Origin of the sequence: Pseudomonas sp. B21-059 (assembly GCF_026016285.1) — a bacterium.
GTDB lineage: Bacteria > Pseudomonadota > Gammaproteobacteria > Pseudomonadales > Pseudomonadaceae > Aquipseudomonas > Aquipseudomonas danubii.
Genome location: NZ_CP087201.1, coordinates 5,216,996 through 5,239,606, shown reverse-complemented (window position 1 = coordinate 5,239,606; position 22,611 = coordinate 5,216,996). Strand labels below are relative to the sequence as shown.

The following is a 22,611-nucleotide window of genomic DNA, read 5'->3' as shown; positions in this document are numbered from 1 at the left end:
GCGCATCGTCGGCCGTTGCCCAAGGCTCGTGGGACCGATCGCCGGCAAGCCCGCTCCTACGCGGAGGGTTTGGCGGCGGCCTGCCAGAGGATTTCGGCGATGCCCTGGCGCTTGGCAATCAGGCGCGCCGCGACGAACAGCAAGTCCGACAGGCGATTGATGTAGGCCAGTCCCACTCCCTGCAAGGGTTCCACGGCATTCAGGTGTTGGCAGCGACGCTCGGCGCTGCGAGCCAGGCTGCGGCAAACGTGGGCCTGGGCGATCAGTGACGAACCACCGGGGAGGATGAAGTTCTCCAGGGGGCCCAGCTCTTCATTCCAGACATCGATGGCCGCCTCAAGACGTTCCACCTCGGCCTCATTGAGGGCTTGATACACCGGCATTGCCAGTTCGCCCCCCAGATCGAACAGCCGGTGCTGACAGGGGGCCAATACCTCGATGATTTCCTTGAAGCCCTGGCAGGTATCAACCTGCTCTTCCAGGCCGGCCAGGAGCAGTCCCAACTGGCTGTTCAAGGTGTCGACCTCACCGATGGCTTCCACTCGAGGATGATCCTTGGCAACCCGGCGGCCGTCTCCGAGTCCGGTTTCGCCTTTGTCGCCGGTGCGGGTGTAAATCTTCGACAAGCGAAAACCCATGCTTAGTTCTCCAGTGGTAGGGGTTCTTGAATCTGGGGCTGGCTGCTGGCCAGGGGCAGGCGCAAGGTAAAGCAGGTGCCTTGGCCCCGGGTCGATTGCACTTCCATTTGCCCCTTGTGGTTGTTGGTGATGATGAAGTACGACACCGACAGTCCGAGTCCGGTGCCCTGGCCGATCTCCTTGGTGGTGAAGAAGGGCTCGAAGGTGCGTTTGCGCACGCTTTCGCTCATGCCGACGCCGTTGTCTTCCACCTGGATTTCCGCCCAGGGCGGATTCAGCTTGGTGCGCAGGATGATACGACCGGGTTCGCTGTCGTCCTCACGCTGGTGAATGGCCTGGGCGGCGTTCTTCAGCAGGTTGAGCAACACTTGCTCCAGCTCGTTGGCGGTGCCGGGCACGGGCCCCAGGTTCGGGTCGAACTGACGGATAATCGCCTGCCCCTTGAAGTCGAAGCCTATGGCCAGGTCAAAGTCATTGCTGGCGATTTCCACCGCCTGATCAATCAGTGCCGGCAGATCGCAGGGGGCCATCTGGCGATTGCTGCGCCGGCTGAAACTGAGCATGTGGGTGACGATCTTGGCGGCGCGGGCCCCGGCTTGTTGAATACCATCGAGCAACTGCGGCACTTCGCGGCTTTCCAGATAGTGGTTGACGGTTTGCAGTTCGACGCCGATCTGCTGCGCGTGTTCGAGGTTCTTGGGCAGATCGGGAGACAGCCGGCGACGAATGTTCTGCACGTTGTGCAGGATCGCTCCCAAAGGGTTGTTGATCTCGTGGGCCATGCCGGCCGCAAGACCACCCACCGACAGCATCTTCTCTGATTGCACCATCATTTCTTCCAGGGACAGGCGCTGGGTGATGTCGTCGATCCGAATCACCACGCCGCGACCGGCGCCGCCCATCAGTGGGTAGAAGGTCAGGGCGTAGTGCTTGGCTTCCTCATCCTTGAACCAGGTCACCCGCTCGACCTTGGTGACGGTGTGCTGCTCGACGGTTTCCTTGAGTTGCGGCAGGAACGGCTTGAGGGGTTCGAAGGCGAGGAAGATCGGCTGGTTCAGGGCTTCGTCCAGGCGGGTGCCGGACAGGGCGCTGGCCTCCTGGTTCCATTGGGTGACGTACAACTGCTCATCCAGGGCGATCAGCGCCGAGGGCATGGAGTCGATGATGCTGTTGAGGTAGTTCTGGAAGCCGGTGAGTTTCTTCTCGATCTTGCTGCGCACCTGGACTTCCAGTTCCAGCTTGCGGTTGGTATGGCGGGTTTCCTCCGCCAGCCCCTGGGCCTGATCGTAGGCGGCCTGGGAGTCGTCCCGGGCACGCTTGAGCTGTTGTTCCCGGGCTTCGATACGCGACAGCATGGTGTTGAAGGCTTCCGCCAGGCTGCCGATTTCATCGTGGTTGCCTCGGGAGGCGCGCAGGGAGTAGTTCTCTTCGCGAGTCACCTGGCGCGAAAGCACCTCGAGCTGGTGAATGGGCTGGGTGATCAGGCGCTTGATCTGCCGGGCGATGATCAGCCACAGCAACACGCTGAAAATCAGGATCCCTAGGCTTGCGGTGAGGGTGCCGGTGTAGAACGCCATCGGCAGTTCGCTGGTGGCCACCAGCAGCAGATGGCCAGGCGCCTGGCCCGGGCGGGGCAGGGCAATCACTTGGTTGCTGCGAAACTCGGTCAGTTGCCAGGCTTCGATGTGTCGGTAACGTTCGGGCAGCTTGAGGTGTTCACCGTGTTGCAGTTGGGCCAGGCGCATGCCCTTGCCGTCATAGAGAGCGGCCGCCCGCAGGGGGGTATAGCTGTCCAGCTCGCTGAGCAGCTTTTGCGCATCCTCGGGAGAGTTCAGGGCCTGTGCCGCCAGGGCCGGGTTGGACACCAGCCGACCGATGGTCTGTAGCGCCTGGGGCGCCATGCTTTCCTGGGATATCCAGTAAGCGGCGCTGATAAAGGTCAGGTTGGCGACCAGCAGCACGGTGGTCAGCAGGACAAGCAGGGCAGCCAGGAGCTTTTGGCCCACGGGCAGGTTTTCAAGACGCTGGCGCAATGGCATCGGCTGTATCGCTGGAAATGAGCAAGTGGGCAGCGTAGCCGCTGCTCAGTCGCTGGGCAATCCGAGTAAACGCAGGTGACTCACCAGGCGTTGCTGCAACTGTTGCAGATGAGGCAGTTGCAAGCGGTGACGGGCGGCAGCCTGGCAGGCGTAGCCCAGTAAATAACTGATTTCGGTCCGCCGTTGACTGGCCACATCCTGATGCATCGAGGAGTAGTTGGCAGCGGTGGCCTGGATGACCCGCTCCACCTCCTGCTGCAGGTTCTGCGCCGCAGTAGGTTGGCCGCAGCATTGCAGCAACTCGCTCAGCTCGGCGCACAAGGTTGCCACTTCGCATTGGTGTTGCTGCAGGCCGCCGTTGCGACAGTCGTGCAGCACCGTCAAAGGATTGATCGCACAATTGAGCGCCAGCTTGCGCCAGAGTCGGGTCAGTATCTGGGTGCTCCATTCGTGGGGGATGCCACTGCTGCCCAACTCATCCAGCCAGATCGGCGGGGTAGGGTGGCCTGAGTCGCCCAGCCAGGTGTAGCCATGGCCGGCGAAGACTACTCGCCAGTCACCGTCGCGAAATGCGCCTTCGGTGCTGGAGGCGGCGATGCAGCGCGCTTGGGGCACTCTGGCGGCCACTGCGTCCTGGCTGCCCAGGCCATTTTGCAGCAGGATCAATTCGGCTCCCTGGGCCAGGCGGGGGGCGATGCTTGCTACCGCGGCTTCGGCGTCGTAGGCCTTGCACGCCAGCAGCAGGCGATGGATGGGGGCGGTGCTATCGCAGGTTTCCCCGGGTATGGCCTGCAAGCTGCTTTGGCCCTGCTCCACCAGGGTCAGGCCGCCTGCCGCCTGATAGGCCTGCAGGCGTGACTGATCGCGCAGGATCAGGCGCACGGGCAAGCCGGCGCGGGCCAGGCGGGTGGCCCATAAGGTGCCGAGGCTGCCGGCGCCGAGAACATGCCAGGTCGTGGACATCAAGTTTTCGCTCTGTTTCGCAGCCCCGCAAAGGGCGCGCGGTGAAGGAGTGGAAAGACCCGTTATAATGAGCGCGGATTTTAACCGCAAGCCGGGCGTGTTCGATGTTTTGAACAGCGCCCCTTTTTATTTGGAGAGAGTACATGCCGTCGTTTGACGTGGTATCCGAACTGGACAAGCACGAAGTCACCAACGCGGTGGAAAACGCCGTCAAGGAACTGGATCGCCGCTATGACCTCAAGGGCAAGGGCAGCTTCGAGTTCAAGGACAAGGAACTGACCGTCAACCTGACCGCCGAAGCTGAATTCCAGCTCGAGGCCATGATCGAGATCCTCAAGCTGGCCCTGGTCAAGCGCAAGATCGACGTGCAGTGCCTGGAGGTCAAGGACGCTTTTGCCTCGGGCAAGGTGATGAAGCAGGAAGCCGTATTAAAGGAAGGCATCGATAAAGAGCTGGCGAAGAAGATCGTCGCCCATATCAAGGATGCCAAGCTGAAAGTGCAGGCGGCGATTCAAGGCGAGCAGGTACGGGTTACCGGCAAGAAGCGCGACGACCTGCAAGAGGCCATCGCTGCTCTGCGTGCCAAGGAATTCGGCATGCCGCTGCAGTTCAACAACTTCCGCGACTGACCCACTTCTCCGGGAACCTCTAGAGCTTTTTGGCGTCCGAGGCCGGAGCAATGGCAGAAACGATTGAGCTCCAGGTGAGCCGGTCGTTCTGCCGGTCAGTCATGCACGCCGCAACCCCGGGAATCTGGAGAGATAGATGGATTTGAACGCTGAAGTAGACAACCTGGTCCGGGCTTCCCAAGCCTGGATTCCCATGATCATGGAATACGGCAGCCGGGTGCTGCTGGCGGTAATCACCCTGGCCATCGGCTGGTGGCTAATCAACAAACTGACTCATAAAGTGGGCAAGCTGCTGGCGCTGCGCAATGCTGACCTGGCGTTGCAGGGTTTTATCAGCAGCTTGGCCAACATCATTCTCAAAGTGCTGCTGATCGTCAGCGTGGCCTCGATGATTGGTGTCGAAACCACCTCTTTCGTCGCCGCGATCGGTGCTGCCGGTCTGGCCATCGGCCTGGCCTTGCAAGGCAGCCTGGCGAACTTCGCCGGCGGGGTGCTGATCCTGCTGTTCCGCCCATTTCGTATTGGCGACTTCATTGAGGCCCAGGGCATCAGCGGTAGCGTGGACAGCATTCAGATCTTCCACACCGTGTTGCGTACCGGTGACAACAAGACGGTGATCGTGCCTAACGGCAACCTGTCCAACGGCATTATTACCAACTACAACCGTCAGCCGACCCGCAAGGTGGTGTTCGACGTGGGGGTGGACTACGACGCGGATCTGCAGAAAGCCCGCGAGGTGCTGCTGGAGTTGGCGAAAGACGAACGTGTGCTGGCCGATCCTGCACCGGTAGCTGTGGTGTCCACTCTTGGAGACAGCGCGATTACTCTGTCGCTGCGGGTTTGGGTCAAGACTGAGGACTACTGGGACGTAATGTTCCAGTTCAATGAACTGTCCCGTGATCGCTTGAAGGCAGCGGGAATCGATATTCCCTTCCCGCAGCGAGTGATTCGTGTGGTTCAGGAAGCCGCAGTGTAGTAAGTCAGTTTCAAAAGTTGGCCGTACAGTCAACTAATGCTGTTCAAGACAAGGGGCTATCGGCCCCTTGTTTGTTTTTGAGGTTCCACCAAGAGCTAGTAGTGGGGGTAGATTTTGCAGACTGTTATATAGCAACGGTCGTTGATCACTATGTTAGTTAGCTTGCTATTTTATTTTATCTTCCGCCTGATACTTTTAATGATCAAAAAAAAGCCGCCGCCCTGATTAGGGGCGGCGGCTTCTATAGATATTGCGTGTTAGCGCAATCTGCTGGGCAGCGTTATTACAAGATGCTCAGCGGGTACTCTACGATGATACGAACGTCGTTGTTATCTGCGGTGTAATCAGTGTTGTAAGCACCGTTTGCACGGTACACAGCACTACGCAGGCGGAACGACAGGTCTTTGGCTGGACCTTCTTGCATCACGTACTTGGTTTCGAAGTTGAACTCGTTTTCCTTGCCTTCGGTGTTCGACGAAGTGGTGATGTTGTCACCCTTCACGTAACGGGCCATGAAGCTCAGGCCAGGAACACCCAGAGTCGCCATGTTCAGGTCGTAGCGAGCCTGCCAGGAGCGCTCGTCTTCGCCGATGAAGTCGGAGATCTGGATGGAGTTGGCTACGTAGACAGTGCCGTTGCCGTCAACACCGTACTGGTAGTTGGTATCACCGGTAGAGCGTTGGTGGGCGATGGTGAATTTGTTCGGGCCGATGCTGTAGGCTGCTGCCAGGCTCCACAGTTTGTTGTCCAGCTTGCCGTACAGTTTCTTGCCATCGTCCGTGGTGCGATAGCCGTTGAAGTCGAGGTTCAGCGACTGGCTATCGGCGATCGGGAAGGTGTAGTTCAGGTTGATGTACTGCTTCTTGAAGTAGTCATCGACCTTGGACGTTGCAACGCCACCGACGAAGTTATCGGTGAACTGGTAGGTAGCGCCAGCGAAGTCAGCGGAAGTCAGACCTGGGTTTTTCAGGCCAGTGTCGCCGTTACGGCCGTTGATGCTGTCGTTGTACTGACCGGTCTGAGAGCGCAGGGCGGTGAAGTGACCCGCATTCAGCTCCAGGCCTTTGATCTCGTTACTGGTGATCAAGGTACCGGTGGCGACTTCTGGCAGGAGACGGCTGTCGTCGGTGGAGAATACTGGGCTGGCAACCATTTGATTACCGTACTTGAGTACGGTATCGGAGATGCGGAACTTGACTGCGCCACCTACAGCGGACGAGTCTTTTTCAGGCTCGCCCAGGCGGTTGTTGGCTGCCATGCCGTTACCGGAACGACCAGCACCACCATCCAGCTTGATCACACCCATGGCGAAAGCATCAACGCCTACACCTACGGTGCCTTGAGTGAAGCCGGAGCTGTACTGCAGCAGTTCACTCAGGCCGGTGTCTTGGCGATAGCCGCTTTTGAAAGTGCCATCGTCGCGCTGACGGTTACCTGCACCGTTCTTGAAGTCACGGTTCATGTACTCAAGACGGGTTTTCGCGGTCAGGGTGCTGTCTTCGATAAAGCCCTTTGCGTCGTCCTGGGAGGACGCGATTGCGAACTGCGAGGTGCCTGCTGATACAGCCAGGGCGATCATGCTCCACTTCATCACGCGCATCGTGATTTGCTCCTTTGGTTTTAGAAGAGTACTGCCGTCCCACCTGTTTTATTATCTGGGCGGCTCTTTCTTTTTGTGTCGGCGCAAACTTATATCACGCTGACAATGTTGGCGATACTTGCCTATCTATCCTTTCAGCTTCTTTACGACCCTGTCGCAAATTGCTCGATTGGTGTCGCAATTCTGCAGCCAGTCTGTATCCGGACCAACAACTTATGCAGTGTTCTTCGAAGCAATATCACGAGGAATTGAGCCCCCCATGTACACACTCTACAAAGCACCGCGGGGCAACCCTGCCACTATTATTATGAGTCTGTGACGGGCCACTTCGAGTGGTCCGCCGCAGACAATGTCGGGTTGAATGCAACAAGCGTGCACAAACCGATTTTGCCCCGTATTTTTTCTGCTGGGCGGCATGCTGACCTGTAAAAACCGCATAAAATCGCTCTTCCAAGCGTCTTTTTGTTTGGCTTGACGCCATGCTCTTCCTGGTGCAGGGCTGTGCAATAAGTTGCACAGCGTGCCAAAACGTTACCGCCGCACACTGCAAAGTGAGTAGACGGCGGATGCTTGAGGATTCCAGCGTAGACCGTCTGTACGATTCTGGTGCAAAACTTTTGCAACGCTGTGCACGGTTCATACAGTCATGGGCAAGTAGGGTGAGGAACATCAATGGCTTGGCCGGTCACTTTTCGGGTGTTTCCTGTGCCTTGTACGCAAATGGTGCGAAGCGCCGGAAAGTGTCCTGCTGTGGGGCGTGGCTCTTGCATTGAGGTGGCTCCTTGCCAAGTGGTGCGAGGGCGCTATCCGGGCTCAGGCTCATTGGTCATGAAGCCCGATGCATTCGCAGGTATGCTGCGCGTCTGTCGCCTGGCCAGTGCCGTTGATACTGAAAACCAGGCTGGAATGAGTTGAGCGGGAGTAAGCGCGGTGTTCACTTTAGATTCACGGCTGCAACAAGACACATTGCCCATTGGGGATTTCCCCCTCTGCCGGTTGTTGCTGTCCAATGATGCAAACTATCCCTGGTTCATCCTGGTGCCACGTCGGGAAGATATCAGTGAGTTGTTTCAGCTGGATGTCACCGACCAGCAGCAACTGTGGCGGGAAACCACGGCTTTGGCTGAAGTGCTCAAGGACTCCTTCGACGCCGACAAGATGAATGTGGCGACCCTGGGTAATGTGGTCAGCCAGTTGCATATGCATGTGATCGTGCGTAAGCGTGATGATGCCGCCTGGCCCGCGCCGGTTTGGGGCAAGCATCCGGCCAAACCTTATAGTGCGCAGCAGGTTGAGGCGATCCGTGATCGGTTGCGGGTGGTGTTGGCCGATGATTTCCAGTTTCTGGAGGACTGAACTATGAGCCTGGAAGAGCGTGTAACCGATCTGGAGAGCCGTCTGGCGTTCCAGGATGACACCATTCAAGCCTTGAACGATGTACTGGTATCGCAACAGAAGGTTGTGGAACGCCTGCAGTTGCAGATGAGTGCCTTGCTCAAGCGTCAGGAAGAAATGGTCGGGCAGTTCGAATCTTTCGAGGAGGAGGCGCCGCCGCCACATTATTGAGGGAGAGCAGGTGTCTTTGATGCATAAAAAAACCGCGCCTTGGCGCGGTTTTTTTGTGGGCGTGGATCAGCGGCGTGGCAGTGCGGCAATGACATCTTCGGCTTGCAGGCCCTTGTCGCGGTTCATCACCGAAAACTCTACGCGCTGGCCTTCTACCAGGACACGGTGGCCTTCTCCGCGAATGGCGCGAAAGTGCACGAAGATATCGTCGCCGGAGTCCCGGGAGATAAAGCCGAAACCCTTGGAGGTGTTGAACCACTTCACGGTACCGGTATCGCGATTGCTCATGTCGTAAGTAGGCGCAGTGGAGGCCGCCGGTGAGGACTTGTAAAAGCTGATGGCCAGATGCAGGGCCACGGCGAGCACAGCGATCAACAAACTGGCCAGGACTGCCGGTTGGCCGCCAATGACAGGCATGGGTGCCAGCAGGGTGAGGGTTTGCAGGACCACAACCAGCACCAGCAGGGCACTGACCAGGTTCTGCAGATGATGGCGCGAGCCTTTGTTCCAGTAAGGGATAACTGGAGCGAGGATCAGGTTGAGCAGGCCGAAAAGGGCCAGGTAAATAGCATCGGGTTGTTGCAGGTAGGGAATTGCGTCGGATCTAAGGCTCGGAATCAAGGACAGCAGCAGAGCTGCAATGCCTGTCAGCAGGTGGACGATTTTCAACATTTTGATTAACTCACGTTAAGAAGGAAGCACAAGGAAGAGCTGATCACGCACGGTTCGCTTCTGAACAAATAGGTGAGGCGGTGGTTACGTACGCGGTGTCAGCCTATGCGCGCTGGCCGAAGAAATAGGCAACAGCGACACGGGCTCTATTTAACAGCAAAGCCCAGGCCTTCTCAAATCAGCAGCGGCCCGTTGGCGGGGGGCGCAAATGCCGTGGCTCAGGCGGTGGGTTCGCAGTATTGGGCAAAGGCCTGTTCTAGACAGATGGCAGAGGGTTTTCCAAGGAACGTCGGTTTTTCCCTGCTGTCAAAATCGGCTCGAACTCAAGGCTTAAACGCCTTGGCTGGGCCGCGAGACAATCCACCGCAGGCTGATCGACGATCCTGGTCGGCGAGGGAGCAGTACTCTTGCTAGAGTGGTCCGGCAGCTGATTGGGTGAATCCATCCCGTTAACGGAGAGAAACATGGCAATTGATATCGGTATCAGCGAAGAAGATCGTAAATCCATCGTCGACGGCCTTTCCCGTCTGCTTTCGGATACCTACGTGTTGTACCTGAAAACCCATAACTTCCATTGGAACGTCACCGGTCCACAGTTTCGTACTCTGCACCTGATGTTCGAAGAGCAATACAACGAACTGGCCCTGGCCGTCGACCTGATTGCCGAACGTATCCGTGCCTTGGGCTTCCCGGCTCCGGGCGCCTATTCCATTTATGCCCGACTGTCCTCGATCAAGGAGGAGGAGGGCGTGCCGGCGGCTGAAGAAATGATCAAGCAGCTGGTGGCCGGTCAGGAAGCGGTAACCCGCACCGCCCGCGGCATCTTTCCGTTGCTGGACAAGGTCAGCGATGAACCGACGGCGGATCTGTTGACCCAACGTATGCAGGTGCATGAAAAAACCGCATGGATGCTGCGTTCTCTGCTGGAAAATCGTTAAGCCTGTAATCGCGAATGGCGCCCTGGGCGTCATTCGCGCCTTTTCACAGCGTCCGCTATCTATATGGTCATACGGCTGCACAGGGCCGATTTAATGGATATAATCCCGCTCTTTGCTAAGTAGCCCGAGCTTTGGCGTGGGCTCTGGCTGTAGTTCAAGCAGTAATCTGGATCGCCGAGACGCCCCCCATGCCCATGTACGACTACCAATGCGCTTCCTGTGGTCATCAGTTGGAAGCTATTCAAAAGATCAGCGCCGCGCCGCTGGTCGACTGCCCTGCCTGCCAGGCGCCTGAACTGAAAAAGATGCTGTCCATGCCTGGTTTCCGCCTCAGCGGTACCGGCTGGTATGAAACCGACTTCAAGACCGGCTCCAAGAAGAATCTGGCCGGTGGCGACAAAGCTGACTAAGTTGAACGACACGCGCGAGTTCTTGCACTATCCGGCACCTTGAGGTGCGCAAGGCCTCCATCGAATTTCGAATTACGAGAAGTGAAACCACTACCATGATGCGCAGCCATTATTGCGGCCAACTGAACGAAAGCCTGGAAGGTCAGGAAGTAACCCTTTGCGGATGGGTCCACCGTCGCCGTGACCACGGCGGGGTGATTTTCCTCGATATCCGTGATCGTGAAGGTCTGGCCCAGGTGGTGTTCGACCCGGACCGCGCTGAAACCTTCGCCGCCGCCGACCGCGTGCGCAGTGAATACGTGGTCAAGATCACCGGCAAGGTGCGTCTGCGCCCGGCCGGTGCCGGCAACGCCAACATGGCTTCGGGCATGATCGAAGTCCTGGGCTACGAGCTGGAAGTGCTGAACGAAGCGGAAACCCCGCCGTTCCCGCTCAACGAATACTCCGACGTGGGTGAAGAAACCCGTCTGCGCTATCGCTTTATCGACCTGCGCCGTCCGGAAATGGCCGAGAAGCTGCGTCTGCGTTCGCGCATGACCACCAGCATCCGTCGCTACCTGGACGAGAACGGTTTCCTCGACGTCGAAACCCCGATCCTCACTCGCGCCACCCCTGAAGGTGCTCGCGACTATCTGGTGCCGAGCCGTACCCACGCCGGCAGCTTCTTCGCCCTGCCGCAATCGCCACAGCTGTTCAAGCAATTGCTGATGGTGGCCGGCTTCGACCGCTACTACCAGATCGCCAAGTGCTTCCGCGACGAAGACCTGCGTGCCGACCGTCAGCCTGAGTTCACTCAGATCGACATCGAAACCAGCTTCCTCGACGAAAAAGACATCATGGGCCTGACCGAAGGCATGATCCGCAACCTGTTCAAGGAAGTGCTGGGTCTGGAGTTCGGCGAATTCCCGCACATGACCTTTGAAGAAGCCATGCGTCGCTACGGTTCCGACAAGCCGGACCTGCGTAACCCGCTGGAACTGGTGGACGTTGCCGATCAGCTCAAGGAAGTGGAATTCAAGGTCTTCAGCGGCCCGGCCAACGATCCGAAATGCCGTATCGCCGCCCTGCGCGTTCCTGGCGGGGCGAGCATGCCGCGCAAGCAGATCGATGATTACACCAAGTTTGTCGGCATCTACGGTGCCAAGGGCCTGGCGTACATCAAGGTCAACGAGCGCGCCAAGGGTGTTGAAGGCCTGCAATCGCCGATCGTGAAAAACATTCCGGAAGCCAACCTGAACGTGATCCTGGATCGCGTGGGTGCGGTCGACGGCGATATCGTGTTCTTTGGTGCCGACAAGGCCAAGATCGTCAGCGAAGCCCTGGGCGCCCTGCGCATCAAGCTCGGTCACGACCTGAACCTGCTGACCTGCGAATGGGCTCCGATGTGGGTAGTCGACTTCCCGATGTTCGAAGAGAACGACGACGGTAGCTTCACCGCCTTGCACCACCCGTTCACCGCACCGAAATGCTCGCCTGAAGAGCTGGAAGCCAACCCGGCTACCGCTCTGTCGCGCGCTTACGACATGGTTCTGAACGGCACCGAGCTGGGTGGCGGTTCGATCCGTATCCACCGCAAGGAAATGCAGCAAGCGGTGTTCCGCCTGCTGGGTATCAGCGAAGCCGAACAGGAAGAGAAGTTCGGCTTCCTGCTGGACGCCCTCAAATACGGCGCGCCGCCGCACGGTGGCCTGGCCTTCGGTCTGGACCGTCTGGTCATGCTGATGACCGGCGCCCAGTCGATCCGTGAAGTGATCGCCTTCCCGAAAACCCAGAGCGCGGCCTGTGTCATGACTCAGGCACCGGGTCTGGTGGATGCCAAGGCTCTGCGCGAGCTGCACATCCGTCTGCGTGAACAGCCTAAGGCTGAATAAGCCGGCCCGATAAGGCGCACCTTCGGGTGCGCTTTTTCTATGGGTCGAGTTTTTGTTGTCCGTACCCGCCAAGTGGCGCGGGCAATGTTTCAAAGAGAATTTGGAGCAAGTTATGGCAGGTCATTCCAAGTGGGCGAACATCAAGCACCGCAAAGAGCGTCAGGATGCCAAGAGAGGCAAGATCTTCACCAAGTGGATTCGTGAGCTGACTGTTGCCGCCCGCCAGGGCGGTGGCGACCCGAACTCCAATCCACGCCTGCGCCTGGCCCTGGACAAGGCCCTGGGCGCCAACATGAGTCGCGACATCATCGATCGTGCCATCGCCCGTGGCACCGGCGCTGCCGGCAGCGACGACGTGGTCGAGCTGACTTATGAAGGTTACGGCCCCAACGGCGTGGCGGTGATGGTCGAATGCATGACCGACAACCGCAACCGTACAGCGGCTGCTGTTCGTCATGCCTTCAGCAAGTGCGGTGGCAATCTGGGCACCGACGGTTCGGTGGCCTATCTGTTCGAGCGCAAGGGGCAGATCACCTTCGCCGAAGGTGTCGATGAAGACGCGCTGATGGAAGCGGCGATGGAAGCCGATGCCGACGACGTGGTCACCAATGAAGACGGTTCCATCGACGTGTTCACCTCGTTCGCCGGTTTCTATGGCGTGCGCAATGCCCTGGAAGCGGCAGGTTTCACTGCTGCGGACGCAGAAATCGTCATGCTGCCCACCACCAGTGCCGAACTGGATCTGGAAGGCGCGGAAAAGGTTCTCAAGCTGATCGATATGCTGGAAGACCTGGATGACGTGCAGAACGTCTATTCCAACGCCGATATTCCTGAGTCGGTCGCCGAGCAGCTCGGCTGATTCAACTGCACTAACCTTGAGGCCGGATGTGCGAAGCCGTGAGTGTTACGCGGCGGGGTGCCTCCGGCTTCTGCCTTTTCGCTGTTCCGGTCGTGGCCGGCAAGCCTCTTTACTCAAGCAGCAGGCGTTATGACTCTTATTCTTGGCATCGACCCCGGTTCGCGCATTACCGGCTATGGCGTGGTTCGAGACACGGGGCGCGGCTGTGTGTACGTGGCCTCCGGTTGCATCCGTACCGGCGCCGGCGAATTGCCGGAGCGGCTGCAGATCGTCTATCGCGGTGTTCGTGAGGTCATCCAGACCTACGGTCCGGTGACCATGGGGATCGAGAAGGTGTTCATGGCGCGCAATGCCGACTCGGCGCTGAAGCTCGGTCAGGCACGTGGCGCAGCGATTGTCGCCGGCGCCGAAGAAGGACTGGAGATTGCCGAGTACACCGCCACCCAGGTCAAGCAGGCTGTGGCCGGTACCGGTGGCGCCAATAAGGAACAGGTGCAAATGATGGTCATGCACCTGCTCAAATTGACCACCAAGCCGCAGATCGATGCCTCGGACGCCCTGGCCATCGCCATCTGTCACGCCCACACCCGTTCCAGTCTGCTGCCTCATGGGCTGGGAACGGCACGCAGTCGTGGCGGTCGCTTGCGTCTCTGATAGCATCAGCGCAGTCATTTTAGGAGTGGAGCGTTGCGCGGCCGAGTCCCCGGCCCGCACGCCTGCTCTGTGAGTCGCCAGCTGCGGGCTGGCCATCGCCTAAGGATCTGAAACGTGATTGGACGCTTGCGCGGCACTCTGGCTGAGAAACAGCCGCCGCACCTGATTCTTGATGTAAATGGGCTGGGGTATGAAGTCGAAGTGCCGATGACCACCTTGTATCGCCTGCCGTCGGTCGGCGAACCCCTGACCTTGCACACCCATTTGGTCGTCCGCGAGGATGCGCAGTTACTCTACGGCTTCGCCAGCAAGCGCGAGCGAGACTTTTTCCGCGAGTTGATCCGTCTCAACGGTGTGGGCCCGAAACTGGCCCTGGCCTTGATGTCCAGCCTTGAGGTGGATGAGCTGGTGCGTTGCGTGCAGGCCCAGGACACCTCGGCCTTGACCAAGGTGCCCGGGGTCGGCAAGAAAACCGCCGAGCGCTTGCTGGTGGAGCTCAAGGACCGCTTCAAAGCCTGGGAAACCGTACCGAGCATGTTTGCCCTGGTGCCGAACCAGCCGGATGCGCCGGTGCCGGTGGCCAGCGCCGAGTCGGATGCGGTCAGTGCGCTGATCTCCCTGGGCTACAAGCCGCAGGAAGCCAGCAAGGCGGTCTCCGCGATCAAAGACAAAGGCTTGAGCAGTGAAGACATGATCCGCCGAGCCCTGAAGGGAATGATTTAAGTGATTGAAGCTGACCGTCTGATCGCCGCCACGGGCCCCCGTGAGCGCGAGGAAATCCAGGACCGGGCGATTCGTCCAGTCAGTCTGGCCGACTATATTGGCCAGCCTAGCGTGCGCGAGCAGATGGAGCTGTTCATCCAGGCGGCCCGCGGGCGCAACGAGTCTTTGGATCACACCTTGATCTTCGGCCCTCCGGGACTGGGCAAGACCACCCTGGCCAACATCATCGCCGAGGAAATGGGGGTATCGATCAAGAGCACTTCCGGCCCGGTGCTGGAGCGCCCCGGTGATCTGGCGGCGCTGCTGACCAATCTTGAACCCCATGACGTACTGTTTATCGACGAGATTCATCGGCTGTCGCCGATCGTTGAGGAAGTGCTGTACCCGGCCATGGAGGACTTCCAGCTCGACATCATGATCGGCGAAGGCCCTGCGGCGCGCTCGATCAAACTGGACCTGCCGCCGTTCACTCTGGTGGGGGCGACCACACGTGCGGGGATGCTGACCAACCCGTTGCGCGATCGTTTCGGTATCGTCCAGCGCCTGGAGTTCTACAGCACGGCGGATCTGGCGACTATTGTCAGTCGTTCCGCCGGCATTCTCGGCTTGCCGTTGGACCCGGAGGGCGCCTTCGAGGTGGCTCGGCGTGCCCGGGGTACTCCGCGGATCGCCAATCGGCTATTGCGCCGGGTGCGGGATTTTGCCGAAGTGCGAGCCAAGGGCCATATCACCAAGCCGATCGCTGATCTGGCACTGAACCTGCTGGACGTTGATGAGCGTGGCTTCGACCACCAGGACCGGCGTCTACTGCTGACCATGATCGAGAAGTTCGACGGTGGCCCGGTAGGGGTCGACAGCCTGGCTGCGGCCATCAGCGAAGAGCGTCATACCATCGAGGATGTGCTGGAACCGTACCTGATCCAGCAGGGCTACATCATGCGTACCCCTCGTGGTCGTGTGGTGACCCGGCATGCGTACCTGCACTTCGGTCTAAACATTCCGTCACGAATGGGGGACATGCCCGTGGTAGACGAATTCCTCGATGCCGTGGACGATTAGTAACCCGCGCCTTGTCGATTTATTCGGGGTTTGTGCTGTCCTAGGGACTGGCGTCGTTAAAACTTCACGAAAAGTCGTTCAAGAATGAAAAAACAGTTGCCTGGCCGGATTGGCAACCTGAGGAGTAAGCACTAGAGTATGCGCGCGCAAAACGGGCTTGAGCCGTTCGCACATCGTTGTCGCGTTTATTACGAGGACACCGATGCTGGCGGCATCGTGTATTACGTTAATTACCTTAAGTTTATGGAGCGGGCTCGAACCGAGCGGCTACGACACTTGGGCTTTGCCCAATCGCAGCTGGCAGGGGAGAACCTGTTATTCGTCGTGCATTCCAGCGAAGCGCGTTATCACGCGCCGGCGCGACTGGACGACGAGCTTCTGGTCAGTGCCCAAGTCACCGAATTGAACCGGGTCAGCCTGCGCTTCACTCAGCAGGTCAGGCGATCCACGGATAATGCGCTGCTCTGTGAAGGGCAGTTTTTGGTGGCCTGTGTGCGCGCCGACACTTTCAAACCCCGCGCCATTCCAGACGCTCTGCGTACGGCCTTTGCCGACGAGAGCAGCGCGGGTACACACTCAGAGCAGGAGATAAAGCGTGGAAGCTAACGTCGTCGACCATTCCTCCATGTGGAGCCTGGTCAGCAATGCCAGCGTTGTAGTGCAGTTGGTAATGCTGACCCTGGTTGCCGCATCGGTGACTTCATGGATCATGATCTTTCAGCGCAGCAACCTGCTGCGCGCCGGTCGACGTGCCCTGGAGAGCTTCGAAGAGCGCTTCTGGTCCGGTATCGACCTGTCCAAGCTGTACCGTCAGGCGGGCAGCAACCCTGACCCGGATTCGGGCGTAGAGCAGATCTTCCGTGCCGGTTTCAAGGAGTTCTCCCGTCTGCGCCAGCAACCGGGCGTAGATCCTGAAGCGGTCATGGAAGGCGTTGCTCGCGCCATGCGTGTAGCGATTTCCCGCGAAGAAGAAAAGCTCGAACAGAGCCTGCCGTTCCTCGCCACCGTCGGTTCGGTCAGCCCGTACATCGGTCTGTTCGGTACTGTCTGGGGGATCATGAACTCCTTCCGCGGCCTGGCTCAGGCACAGCAAGCGACCCTGGCCACTGTGGCCCCGGGTATCGCCGAAGCCCTGATCGCTACGGCCATCGGCCTGTTCGCGGCCATCCCGGCGGTGATCGCCTACAACCGTTTCGCCGCTCGTGGCGAGACGCTGATCAGCCGCTACTACACCTTCGCCGACGAGTTCCAGGCGATCCTGCACCGTAAAGTGCACACCAGCGAAGAGTGAGCAGGTAAACCCAATGGCCCGAGTTCGCCACAAACGCAAGCCGGTTGCCGAGATGAACGTGGTGCCCTACATCGACGTGATGTTGGTACTGCTGGTTATCTTCATGGTGACCGCGCCGATGCTCAACCAGGGCGTGAAAGTTGATCTGCCCAAGGTTTCCAGTGAAGCCTTGCCCCAGGACAACAACACCCAGGTACTGACCATTTCGATCAAGGCTGACAAGACCTACTACTGGAACCTTGGCAGTGAAGTCGACACCGAAAAGCAACAGGACAAGGCGATGACCTTGCCGCAGATGACCGACGCGGTGACCAAGATCATCCGTGCCGGCAACGAAGGCGGCAAACACACCCAGGTGTTCATTCGCGGTGATAAATCCGTCGACTACGGCGCCGTGATGGGTGCCATGGGCGGCCTGCAGAAAGCCGGAGTCGGTAACGTTGGCTTGATTACCGAGGCGCCCTGATGCACCAACAGCGAGAGCCGTCCGCCTCGGAAAGCTACTTCTGGCCTAGTGTTTGGGCAATCGCCCTGCACGTGCTGGTGTTTGGCATGCTGTTCGTCAGCTTCGCCATGACCCCGGAATTGCCCCCGGCTAAGCCGATCGTCCAGGCGACCCTGTATCAGCTGAAATCCAAGAGCCCGGCGACCACCCAGACCAATCAAAAAATTGCGGGTGAGGCGAAGAAATCCGCCGCGCGTCAGACCGAAGCCGAGCAGTTGGAGCAGAAGAAGGTCGAGCAGGAAGAGATCAAGGCTGCGGAACAAAAGAAAGAAGAGGCTGCTCAAAAGGCCGCGGAAGCGAAAAAGGCCGATGAAGCCAAGAAAGCTGACGAGGCGAAGAAGGCTGATGAAGCCAAGAAAGCTGCGGAAGCCAAGAAGGCTGAAGAGAAGCAATTGGCTGATGTAGCCAAGAAGAAAGCCGAAGAAGAAGCCAAGAAAGCCGCTGAAGAAGAGGCCAAGAAAAAGGTCGCTGAAGAAGCGAAGAAGAAAATCGTCGAAGACGCGAAGAAGAAAGCCGCGGAAGACGCGAAGAAGAAAGCTGAAGCTGACGAGGCGAAGAAAAAGATCGCTGAGGATGCGAAGAAAAAAGCTGCTGCCGACGCCGCGAAGAAAAAGGCCCAGGAAGCAGCGCGCAAATCTGCCGAAGAGAAAAAGGCTCAGGCCCTGGCAGACTTGCTATCCGATACGCCGGAGCGTGAAGCCACGAAGTCGGATGAGGTGGGGGACAGTGTCGCGGGCAGTTTCGATGACCTGATTCGTATCCGTGCAGCGGAAGGCTGGGCTCGTCCTCCTTCGGCGCGCAAGGGCATGACGGTGGAGCTGCGGATCGGCATGTTGCCTGATGGCACGGTGACTACGGTTAGCGTGATCAAGTCCAGTGGTGATGGTCCGTTCGACGCCTCGGCGGTGGCGGCAGTCAAGAACATTGGGCGTTTGACAGAAATGCAGGGTTTGAGTCCGAAGGACTTCGCTCCCTATCGTTCATTCAAGATGACATTCACACCTGAGGATCTAGCCTTGTGAGAAACCTTCTTCGAGGAATGCTTGTCGTTATTTGCTGTATGGCAGGGATAGCGGCAGCGGATGAAAAAAACATTCTGGTCACCAGCGGCAGTGATCGGGCCACTCCGATCGCGGTAGTGCCGTTTGGCTGGCAGGGCGGTAGCGTGCTGCCGGACGACATGGCGCAGATCATCGGTGACGACCTGCGCAACTCGGGTTACTACGCACCTATCCCCAAGCAGAACATGATCAGCCTGCCGACCCAGGCCAGCGAAGTCATCTTCCGTGACTGGAAAGCCCTGGGCGCGCAGTACGTGATGGTCGGCAGCATTGTTCCAGCGGGCGGTCGCCTGCAGGTGCAATACGCACTGTTCAACGTCGCCACCGAGCAGCAAGTGCTGACCGGTAGCGTGTCGGGCAGCGTCGATCAGTTGCGTGACATGTCGCACTACATTTCCGACCAGTCCTTTGAAAAGCTCACCGGCATCAAGGGCGCGTTCTCGACGCGCCTGCTGTATGTGACGGCTGAGCGCTTTTCGGTGAACAACACCCGTTACACCCTGCAGCGTTCGGACTACGACGGTGCGCGGGCCGTGACTCTGTTGCAGTCCCGCGAGCCGATTCTGTCGCCGCGTTTTGCACCGGATGGCAAGCGCATTGCGTACGTGTCGTTCGAGCAGAAGCGTCCGCGCATCTTCGTCCAGCACATCGATACCGGGCGCCGTGAGCAGATCACCAACTTCGAAGGCTTGAACGGTGCACCTGCCTGGTCGCCTGATGGCAGCCGCCTGGCATTCGTGCTGTCCAAGGATGGCAACCCGGATATCTATGTGATGAACATGGCATCCCGGCAAATCAGCCGTGTCACCAGTGGCCCGGGCATCAATACCGAGCCGTTCTGGGGCAAGGATGGTTCCACCATCTATTTCACATCCGACCGTGGCGGCAAGCCGCAGGTCTATAAAAGCAATATCAACGGTGGTGGCGCCGAGCGTGTGACCTTTATTGGTAACTACAACGCCAACCCGAAACTTTCTGCTGACGAAAAGACCCTGGTAATGATTCACCGCCAGGATGGTTTCACCAACTTCCGGGTGGCGGCTCAGGATTTGCAGCGCGGTAGCGTAAAAATCCTTACAGACACCAACCTTGATGAGTCAGCTACTGTTGCGCCCAACGGCACCATGGTAATCTACGCCACCCGCCAGCAGGGCCGGGGAGTCTTGATGCTCGTGTCCATTAATGGACGTGTGAGGCTCCCGCTTCCTACCGCTCAAGGCGAAGTCAGAGAACCGTCCTGGTCCCCTTACCTGAACTGACGCGGCGCTACAATGTTTCACTTAACACACTGGGGTTCATTAGGAGTTTCACGATGGAAATGTTGAAGTTTGGTAAGTTTGCTGCGCTGGCTCTGGCCATGGCTGTGGCTGTAGGTTGCTCCTCCAAAGGTGGCGACAACGCCGGCGAAGGCGCTGTTGATCCAAACGCTGGTTACGGCGCTAACACTGGTGCTGTTGATGGCTCCCTGAGCGAAGAAGCTGCTCTGCGCGCAATCACCACCTTCTACTTCGAATACGACAGCTCGGACCTGAAGCCAGAAGCCATGCGCGCTCTGGACGTTCACGCCAAAGACCTGAAAGCAAACGGCGCTCGCGTTGTTCTGGAAGGCAACACCGACGAACGTGGTACTCGTGAGTACAACATGGCTCTGGGCGAGCGTCGTGCGAAAGCCGTTCAGCGCTACCTGGTTCTGCAGGGCGTTTCCCCTGCACAGCTGGAGCTGGTTTCCTACGGTAAAGAGCGTCCAGTTGCTACTGGCCACGACGAGCAGTCCTGGGCTCAAAACCGTCGCGTCGAACTGCGTAAGTAATTCGTCATGCGAACGTGCCGTCGTGCTGTAACTATTTTGGCTCTCAGTCTCACGCCGCTTGTGGCGTGGTCTGCGGTTCCTGTGGTCGATAACAACTCCGGCTATAACAATAGCGGGAGCAGTTATCCGCCAGCGGGTTATGGCACGAACGGCGCCTATGCCGGGGGAGGGGTTTCGACCCCTGTCTCGGCACAGGGCGAGCTGTTCCAGCAACTGCAGCAAATGCAGGAGCAGATTGCACGCCAACAAGGCGTGATCGAAGTTCTGCAAAATGATGTAGCGCGCATGAAGCAAGAAAGCCTGGAGCGATACCAGGATCTTGATCGGCGCATAGGAAGCGGTGTTGCACCTGCCGCGACTCCTGAGAATTCTTCTACCGGTGGCGATAGCAATGCCGCCGGTGCCGCCGGCGCTGCTGCCCAGGCACCAGCTGCCAGCAGCGAACCCGGTGATCCGGCCAAGGAAAAGCTCTATTACGATGCTGCCTTCGACCTGATCAAAGCCAAGGATTTCGACAAGGCGAGCCAAGCTTTCTCGGCATTCCTGCGCAAGTACCCCAACAGTCAGTACGCCGGCAACGCCCAGTACTGGCTGGGTGAAGTGAACCTGGCCAAGGGCGATCTGCAAGGTGCAGGTCAGGCGTTCGCCAAGGTTTCCCAGCTGTATCCCAAGCACGCCAAGGTGCCGGACTCGCTGTACAAGCTGGCTGATGTAGAGCGCCGCCTGGGTCATATCGACCGGGTCAAAGGCATTCTGCAGCAGGTGGTAGCCCAGTATCCGGGCACTTCCGCCGCTCAGTTGGCACAACGGGATCTGCAACGCATGTAAATGCGTTGGCAGCCGTTACAAGAAACCCGCGCTTGCCGCGGGTTTTTTCGTTAGAATCCATGCCCTTTTTTCTGAAACACGCTTCCTGGGATCTGCGCGATGGCGGGGTTCCTTGAAGTGCCTGACGGAGGCGGACAGCCTGTTTAGCTGTTACGCCCGTGGCGACTATGCAAGACACATTGAGAATCACCGAAGTTTTCTACTCGTTGCAGGGGGAAACTCGGACTGCCGGGCTGCCCACGGTTTTTGTGCGCCTGACCGGTTGTCCGTTGCGTTGCCAATACTGCGACAGTGCCTACGCCTTCAGCGGCGGCACCCTGCGTACTCTCGACAGCCTGCTGGAGCAGGTTGCCGATTTCCGTCCGCGTTACGTCTGCGTCACCGGCGGCGAGCCGCTGGCCCAACCCAATGCCATTCCCTTGCTCAAGCAGCTGTGCGATGCCGGTTATGAAGTGTCGCTGGAAACCAGCGGCGCCCTGGATATCTCGGCCGTGGATCAGCGCGTCAGTCGGATCCTTGATCTGAAGACGCCGGGCTCCAAGGAAGCTCATCGCAATCGCTACGAGAACATCGAGCTGCTGACCGCCAACGATCAGGTCAAGTTTGTCATCTGTTCCCGCGAGGACTATGACTGGGCCGTGTCCAAGCTGATCCAGTACGGCCTTGAGCGACGTGCCGGCGAAGTGCTGTTTTCGCCGAGCCACCACGACCTGAATGCACGGGACCTGGCGGACTGGATCGTCGCTGACAACCTGCCGGTACGCCTGCAATTGCAGCTGCACAAATACCTTTGGAATGATGAGCCGGGGCGCTGACATGACTGAGCAAGCACAGAACCAAACCTTGACCGAAAAACGTGCAGTGATCCTGCTCTCCGGTGGCCTGGACTCGGCCACCGTGGTGGCCATGGCCCGCGCCGAAGGCTACCGCTGCTACACCATGAGTTTCGATTACGGCCAGCGCCATCGTGCCGAGTTGCACGCTGCCGAGCGCGTGGCGCGGGATCTGGGCGTGGTGGAGCACAAGGTGATTGGCCTGAACCTCAACGGTATCGGCGGCTCGGCACTGACCGACAGTTCCATTGATGTGCCGGAAACTCCCGGTGAAGGTATTCCGGTGACTTATGTGCCGGCACGTAACACCGTATTCCTGTCCCTGGCCCTGGGCTGGGCGGAAGTCCTGGAGGCGCGGGATATCTTCATTGGCGTCAACGCCGTGGATTACTCCGGCTACCCGGATTGCCGTCCCGAGTTCGTCGAAGCGTTCGAGCGCATGGCCAATCTGGCGACCAAGGCCGGTGTCGAAGGGCAGGGCTTCCGTATCCAGGCGCCTCTGCAGAACCTCAGCAAGGCCGAGATCATCAAGGCCGGGGTGCGCCTGGGAGTGGATTACGGGCTGACGGTTTCCTGCTACCAGGCGGACGACAGAGGGCATGCGTGCGGTAAATGTGACAGCTGCCGTCTGCGTGCGGAGGGCTTCAATGCAGCCGGTATCAGCGATCCAACACCTTATTTTTGAT

General features: G+C 58.8%; 25 protein-coding genes. 20 read left to right on the top strand and 5 right to left on the bottom strand.

Annotated features, from left to right (window positions below; translation table 11 throughout):
* Positions 1-56: 56 nt before the first annotated feature.
* The 3 genes from LOY69_RS23120 to LOY69_RS23110 are packed head-to-tail and all read right to left on the bottom strand — an operon-like array spanning position 57 to position 3,640.
* Positions 57-638: a cob(I)yrinic acid a,c-diamide adenosyltransferase gene (locus LOY69_RS23120; RefSeq protein WP_170001672.1), complete on the bottom strand. Its 582-nt coding sequence runs from the start codon at positions 636-638 to the stop codon at positions 57-59.
* Positions 639-640: 2 nt separating this feature from the next.
* Positions 641-2,677, bottom strand: coding sequence for an ATP-binding protein (locus tag LOY69_RS23115; protein WP_102860548.1), 2,037 nt, complete (start codon positions 2,675-2,677; stop codon positions 641-643).
* 45 nt (positions 2,678-2,722) lie between these two features.
* Entirely contained in the window at positions 2,723-3,640 is a 918-nt protein-coding gene (locus tag LOY69_RS23110; protein WP_265073635.1) for a putative 2-dehydropantoate 2-reductase, read from the bottom strand.
* A 143-nt stretch (positions 3,641-3,783) separates the two neighbouring features.
* On the opposite strand from LOY69_RS23110, the gene LOY69_RS23105 reads away from it, so the two are divergent.
* Positions 3,784-4,269: a YajQ family cyclic di-GMP-binding protein gene (locus tag LOY69_RS23105; RefSeq protein ID WP_102860550.1), complete on the top strand. Its 486-nt coding sequence runs from the start codon at positions 3,784-3,786 to the stop codon at positions 4,267-4,269.
* Positions 4,270-4,405: 136 nt separating this feature from the next.
* Complete coding sequence (locus tag LOY69_RS23100) at positions 4,406-5,245, top strand: mechanosensitive ion channel family protein (protein ID WP_102860551.1); 840 nt, start codon at positions 4,406-4,408, stop codon at positions 5,243-5,245.
* A 283-nt stretch (positions 5,246-5,528) separates the two neighbouring features.
* Here LOY69_RS23100 and LOY69_RS23095 read toward each other — a convergent pair whose 3' ends face one another.
* Positions 5,529-6,845 carry an OprD family porin gene (locus tag LOY69_RS23095; RefSeq protein ID WP_102880692.1) on the bottom strand — a complete coding sequence of 439 codons (1,317 nt, stop codon included), beginning with the start codon at positions 6,843-6,845 and terminating at the stop codon, positions 5,529-5,531.
* A gap of 930 nt (positions 6,846-7,775) precedes the next feature.
* Between LOY69_RS23095 and LOY69_RS23090 the strand changes: the two genes are divergently transcribed.
* Both LOY69_RS23090 and LOY69_RS23085 read left to right on the top strand, forming a co-directional pair.
* Positions 7,776-8,201 (top strand): HIT domain-containing protein, encoded by a 426-nt coding sequence (locus tag LOY69_RS23090; RefSeq protein ID WP_102880691.1) that lies wholly within the window; start codon positions 7,776-7,778, stop codon positions 8,199-8,201.
* Positions 8,202-8,204: 3 nt separating this feature from the next.
* The gene (locus LOY69_RS23085) at positions 8,205-8,411 is read left to right on the top strand and encodes a SlyX family protein (protein ID WP_102860554.1); all 207 of its coding nucleotides are present in this window, start codon (positions 8,205-8,207) and stop codon (positions 8,409-8,411) included.
* 66 nt (positions 8,412-8,477) lie between these two features.
* Here the strand turns inward: LOY69_RS23085 and LOY69_RS30405 are convergent, their stop codons facing one another.
* Positions 8,478-9,083 (bottom strand): cold-shock protein, encoded by a 606-nt coding sequence (locus LOY69_RS30405; protein WP_102860555.1) that lies wholly within the window; start codon positions 9,081-9,083, stop codon positions 8,478-8,480.
* 464 nt (positions 9,084-9,547) lie between these two features.
* Between LOY69_RS30405 and LOY69_RS23075 the strand changes: the two genes are divergently transcribed.
* The 16 genes from LOY69_RS23075 to queC all read left to right on the top strand — a co-directional run bounded on the left by LOY69_RS23075 (position 9,548) and on the right by queC (position 22,610).
* Complete coding sequence (locus LOY69_RS23075) at positions 9,548-10,021, top strand: Dps family protein (protein WP_011063023.1); 474 nt, start codon at positions 9,548-9,550, stop codon at positions 10,019-10,021.
* A 188-nt stretch (positions 10,022-10,209) separates the two neighbouring features.
* Positions 10,210-10,431, top strand: coding sequence for an FmdB family zinc ribbon protein (locus LOY69_RS23070; protein WP_010457489.1), 222 nt, complete (start codon positions 10,210-10,212; stop codon positions 10,429-10,431).
* A 95-nt stretch (positions 10,432-10,526) separates the two neighbouring features.
* Positions 10,527-12,302, top strand: a complete 1,776-nt coding sequence (gene aspS, locus LOY69_RS23065; RefSeq protein ID WP_011063022.1) for an aspartate--tRNA ligase — start codon at positions 10,527-10,529, stop codon at positions 12,300-12,302.
* Positions 12,303-12,414: 112 nt separating this feature from the next.
* Positions 12,415-13,161, top strand: coding sequence for a YebC/PmpR family DNA-binding transcriptional regulator (locus LOY69_RS23060; RefSeq protein ID WP_102860556.1), 747 nt, complete (start codon positions 12,415-12,417; stop codon positions 13,159-13,161).
* A 129-nt stretch (positions 13,162-13,290) separates the two neighbouring features.
* Complete coding sequence (ruvC, locus tag LOY69_RS23055) at positions 13,291-13,815, top strand: crossover junction endodeoxyribonuclease RuvC (protein ID WP_016963215.1); 525 nt, start codon at positions 13,291-13,293, stop codon at positions 13,813-13,815.
* 114 nt (positions 13,816-13,929) lie between these two features.
* Positions 13,930-14,538: a Holliday junction branch migration protein RuvA gene (gene ruvA, locus LOY69_RS23050; protein ID WP_110594877.1), complete on the top strand. Its 609-nt coding sequence runs from the start codon at positions 13,930-13,932 to the stop codon at positions 14,536-14,538.
* The gene (ruvB, locus tag LOY69_RS23045) at positions 14,539-15,597 is read left to right on the top strand and encodes a Holliday junction branch migration DNA helicase RuvB (RefSeq protein ID WP_011063018.1); all 1,059 of its coding nucleotides are present in this window, start codon (positions 14,539-14,541) and stop codon (positions 15,595-15,597) included. It abuts the gene before it with no gap.
* 138 nt (positions 15,598-15,735) lie between these two features.
* A complete protein-coding gene (ybgC, locus tag LOY69_RS23040) occupies positions 15,736-16,203 on the top strand; it encodes a tol-pal system-associated acyl-CoA thioesterase (RefSeq protein ID WP_102860558.1) in 468 nt (155 codons plus the stop codon).
* On the top strand, positions 16,193-16,888 hold the full coding sequence (gene tolQ, locus LOY69_RS23035) for a protein TolQ (RefSeq protein WP_011063016.1): 696 nt from the start codon (positions 16,193-16,195) through the stop codon (positions 16,886-16,888). Before ybgC ends, tolQ begins: the two co-directional genes overlap by 11 nt.
* Before the next feature lie 13 nt (positions 16,889-16,901).
* Positions 16,902-17,354: a protein TolR gene (gene tolR / locus LOY69_RS23030; protein WP_011063015.1), complete on the top strand. Its 453-nt coding sequence runs from the start codon at positions 16,902-16,904 to the stop codon at positions 17,352-17,354.
* Entirely contained in the window at positions 17,354-18,415 is a 1,062-nt protein-coding gene (tolA, locus tag LOY69_RS23025) for a cell envelope integrity protein TolA (protein WP_265073634.1), read from the top strand. The genes tolR and tolA overlap by 1 nt, the downstream gene beginning before the upstream one ends.
* A gap of 17 nt (positions 18,416-18,432) precedes the next feature.
* Entirely contained in the window at positions 18,433-19,713 is a 1,281-nt protein-coding gene (tolB, locus tag LOY69_RS23020) for a Tol-Pal system beta propeller repeat protein TolB (RefSeq protein ID WP_170001676.1), read from the top strand.
* Between the two features lie 53 nt (positions 19,714-19,766).
* Positions 19,767-20,264, top strand: coding sequence for a peptidoglycan-associated lipoprotein Pal (gene pal, locus LOY69_RS23015; protein ID WP_003227510.1), 498 nt, complete (start codon positions 19,767-19,769; stop codon positions 20,262-20,264).
* Between the two features lie 6 nt (positions 20,265-20,270).
* Complete coding sequence (gene ybgF / locus LOY69_RS23010) at positions 20,271-21,092, top strand: tol-pal system protein YbgF (protein ID WP_265073633.1); 822 nt, start codon at positions 20,271-20,273, stop codon at positions 21,090-21,092.
* Positions 21,093-21,259: 167 nt separating this feature from the next.
* The gene (queE, locus tag LOY69_RS23005; RefSeq protein ID WP_102860562.1) at positions 21,260-21,907 is read left to right on the top strand and encodes a 7-carboxy-7-deazaguanine synthase QueE; all 648 of its coding nucleotides are present in this window, start codon (positions 21,260-21,262) and stop codon (positions 21,905-21,907) included.
* Between the two features lies 1 nt (position 21,908).
* Positions 21,909-22,610: a 7-cyano-7-deazaguanine synthase QueC gene (queC, locus tag LOY69_RS23000; protein WP_102860563.1), complete on the top strand. Its 702-nt coding sequence runs from the start codon at positions 21,909-21,911 to the stop codon at positions 22,608-22,610.
* Position 22,611 lies beyond the last annotated feature (1 nt).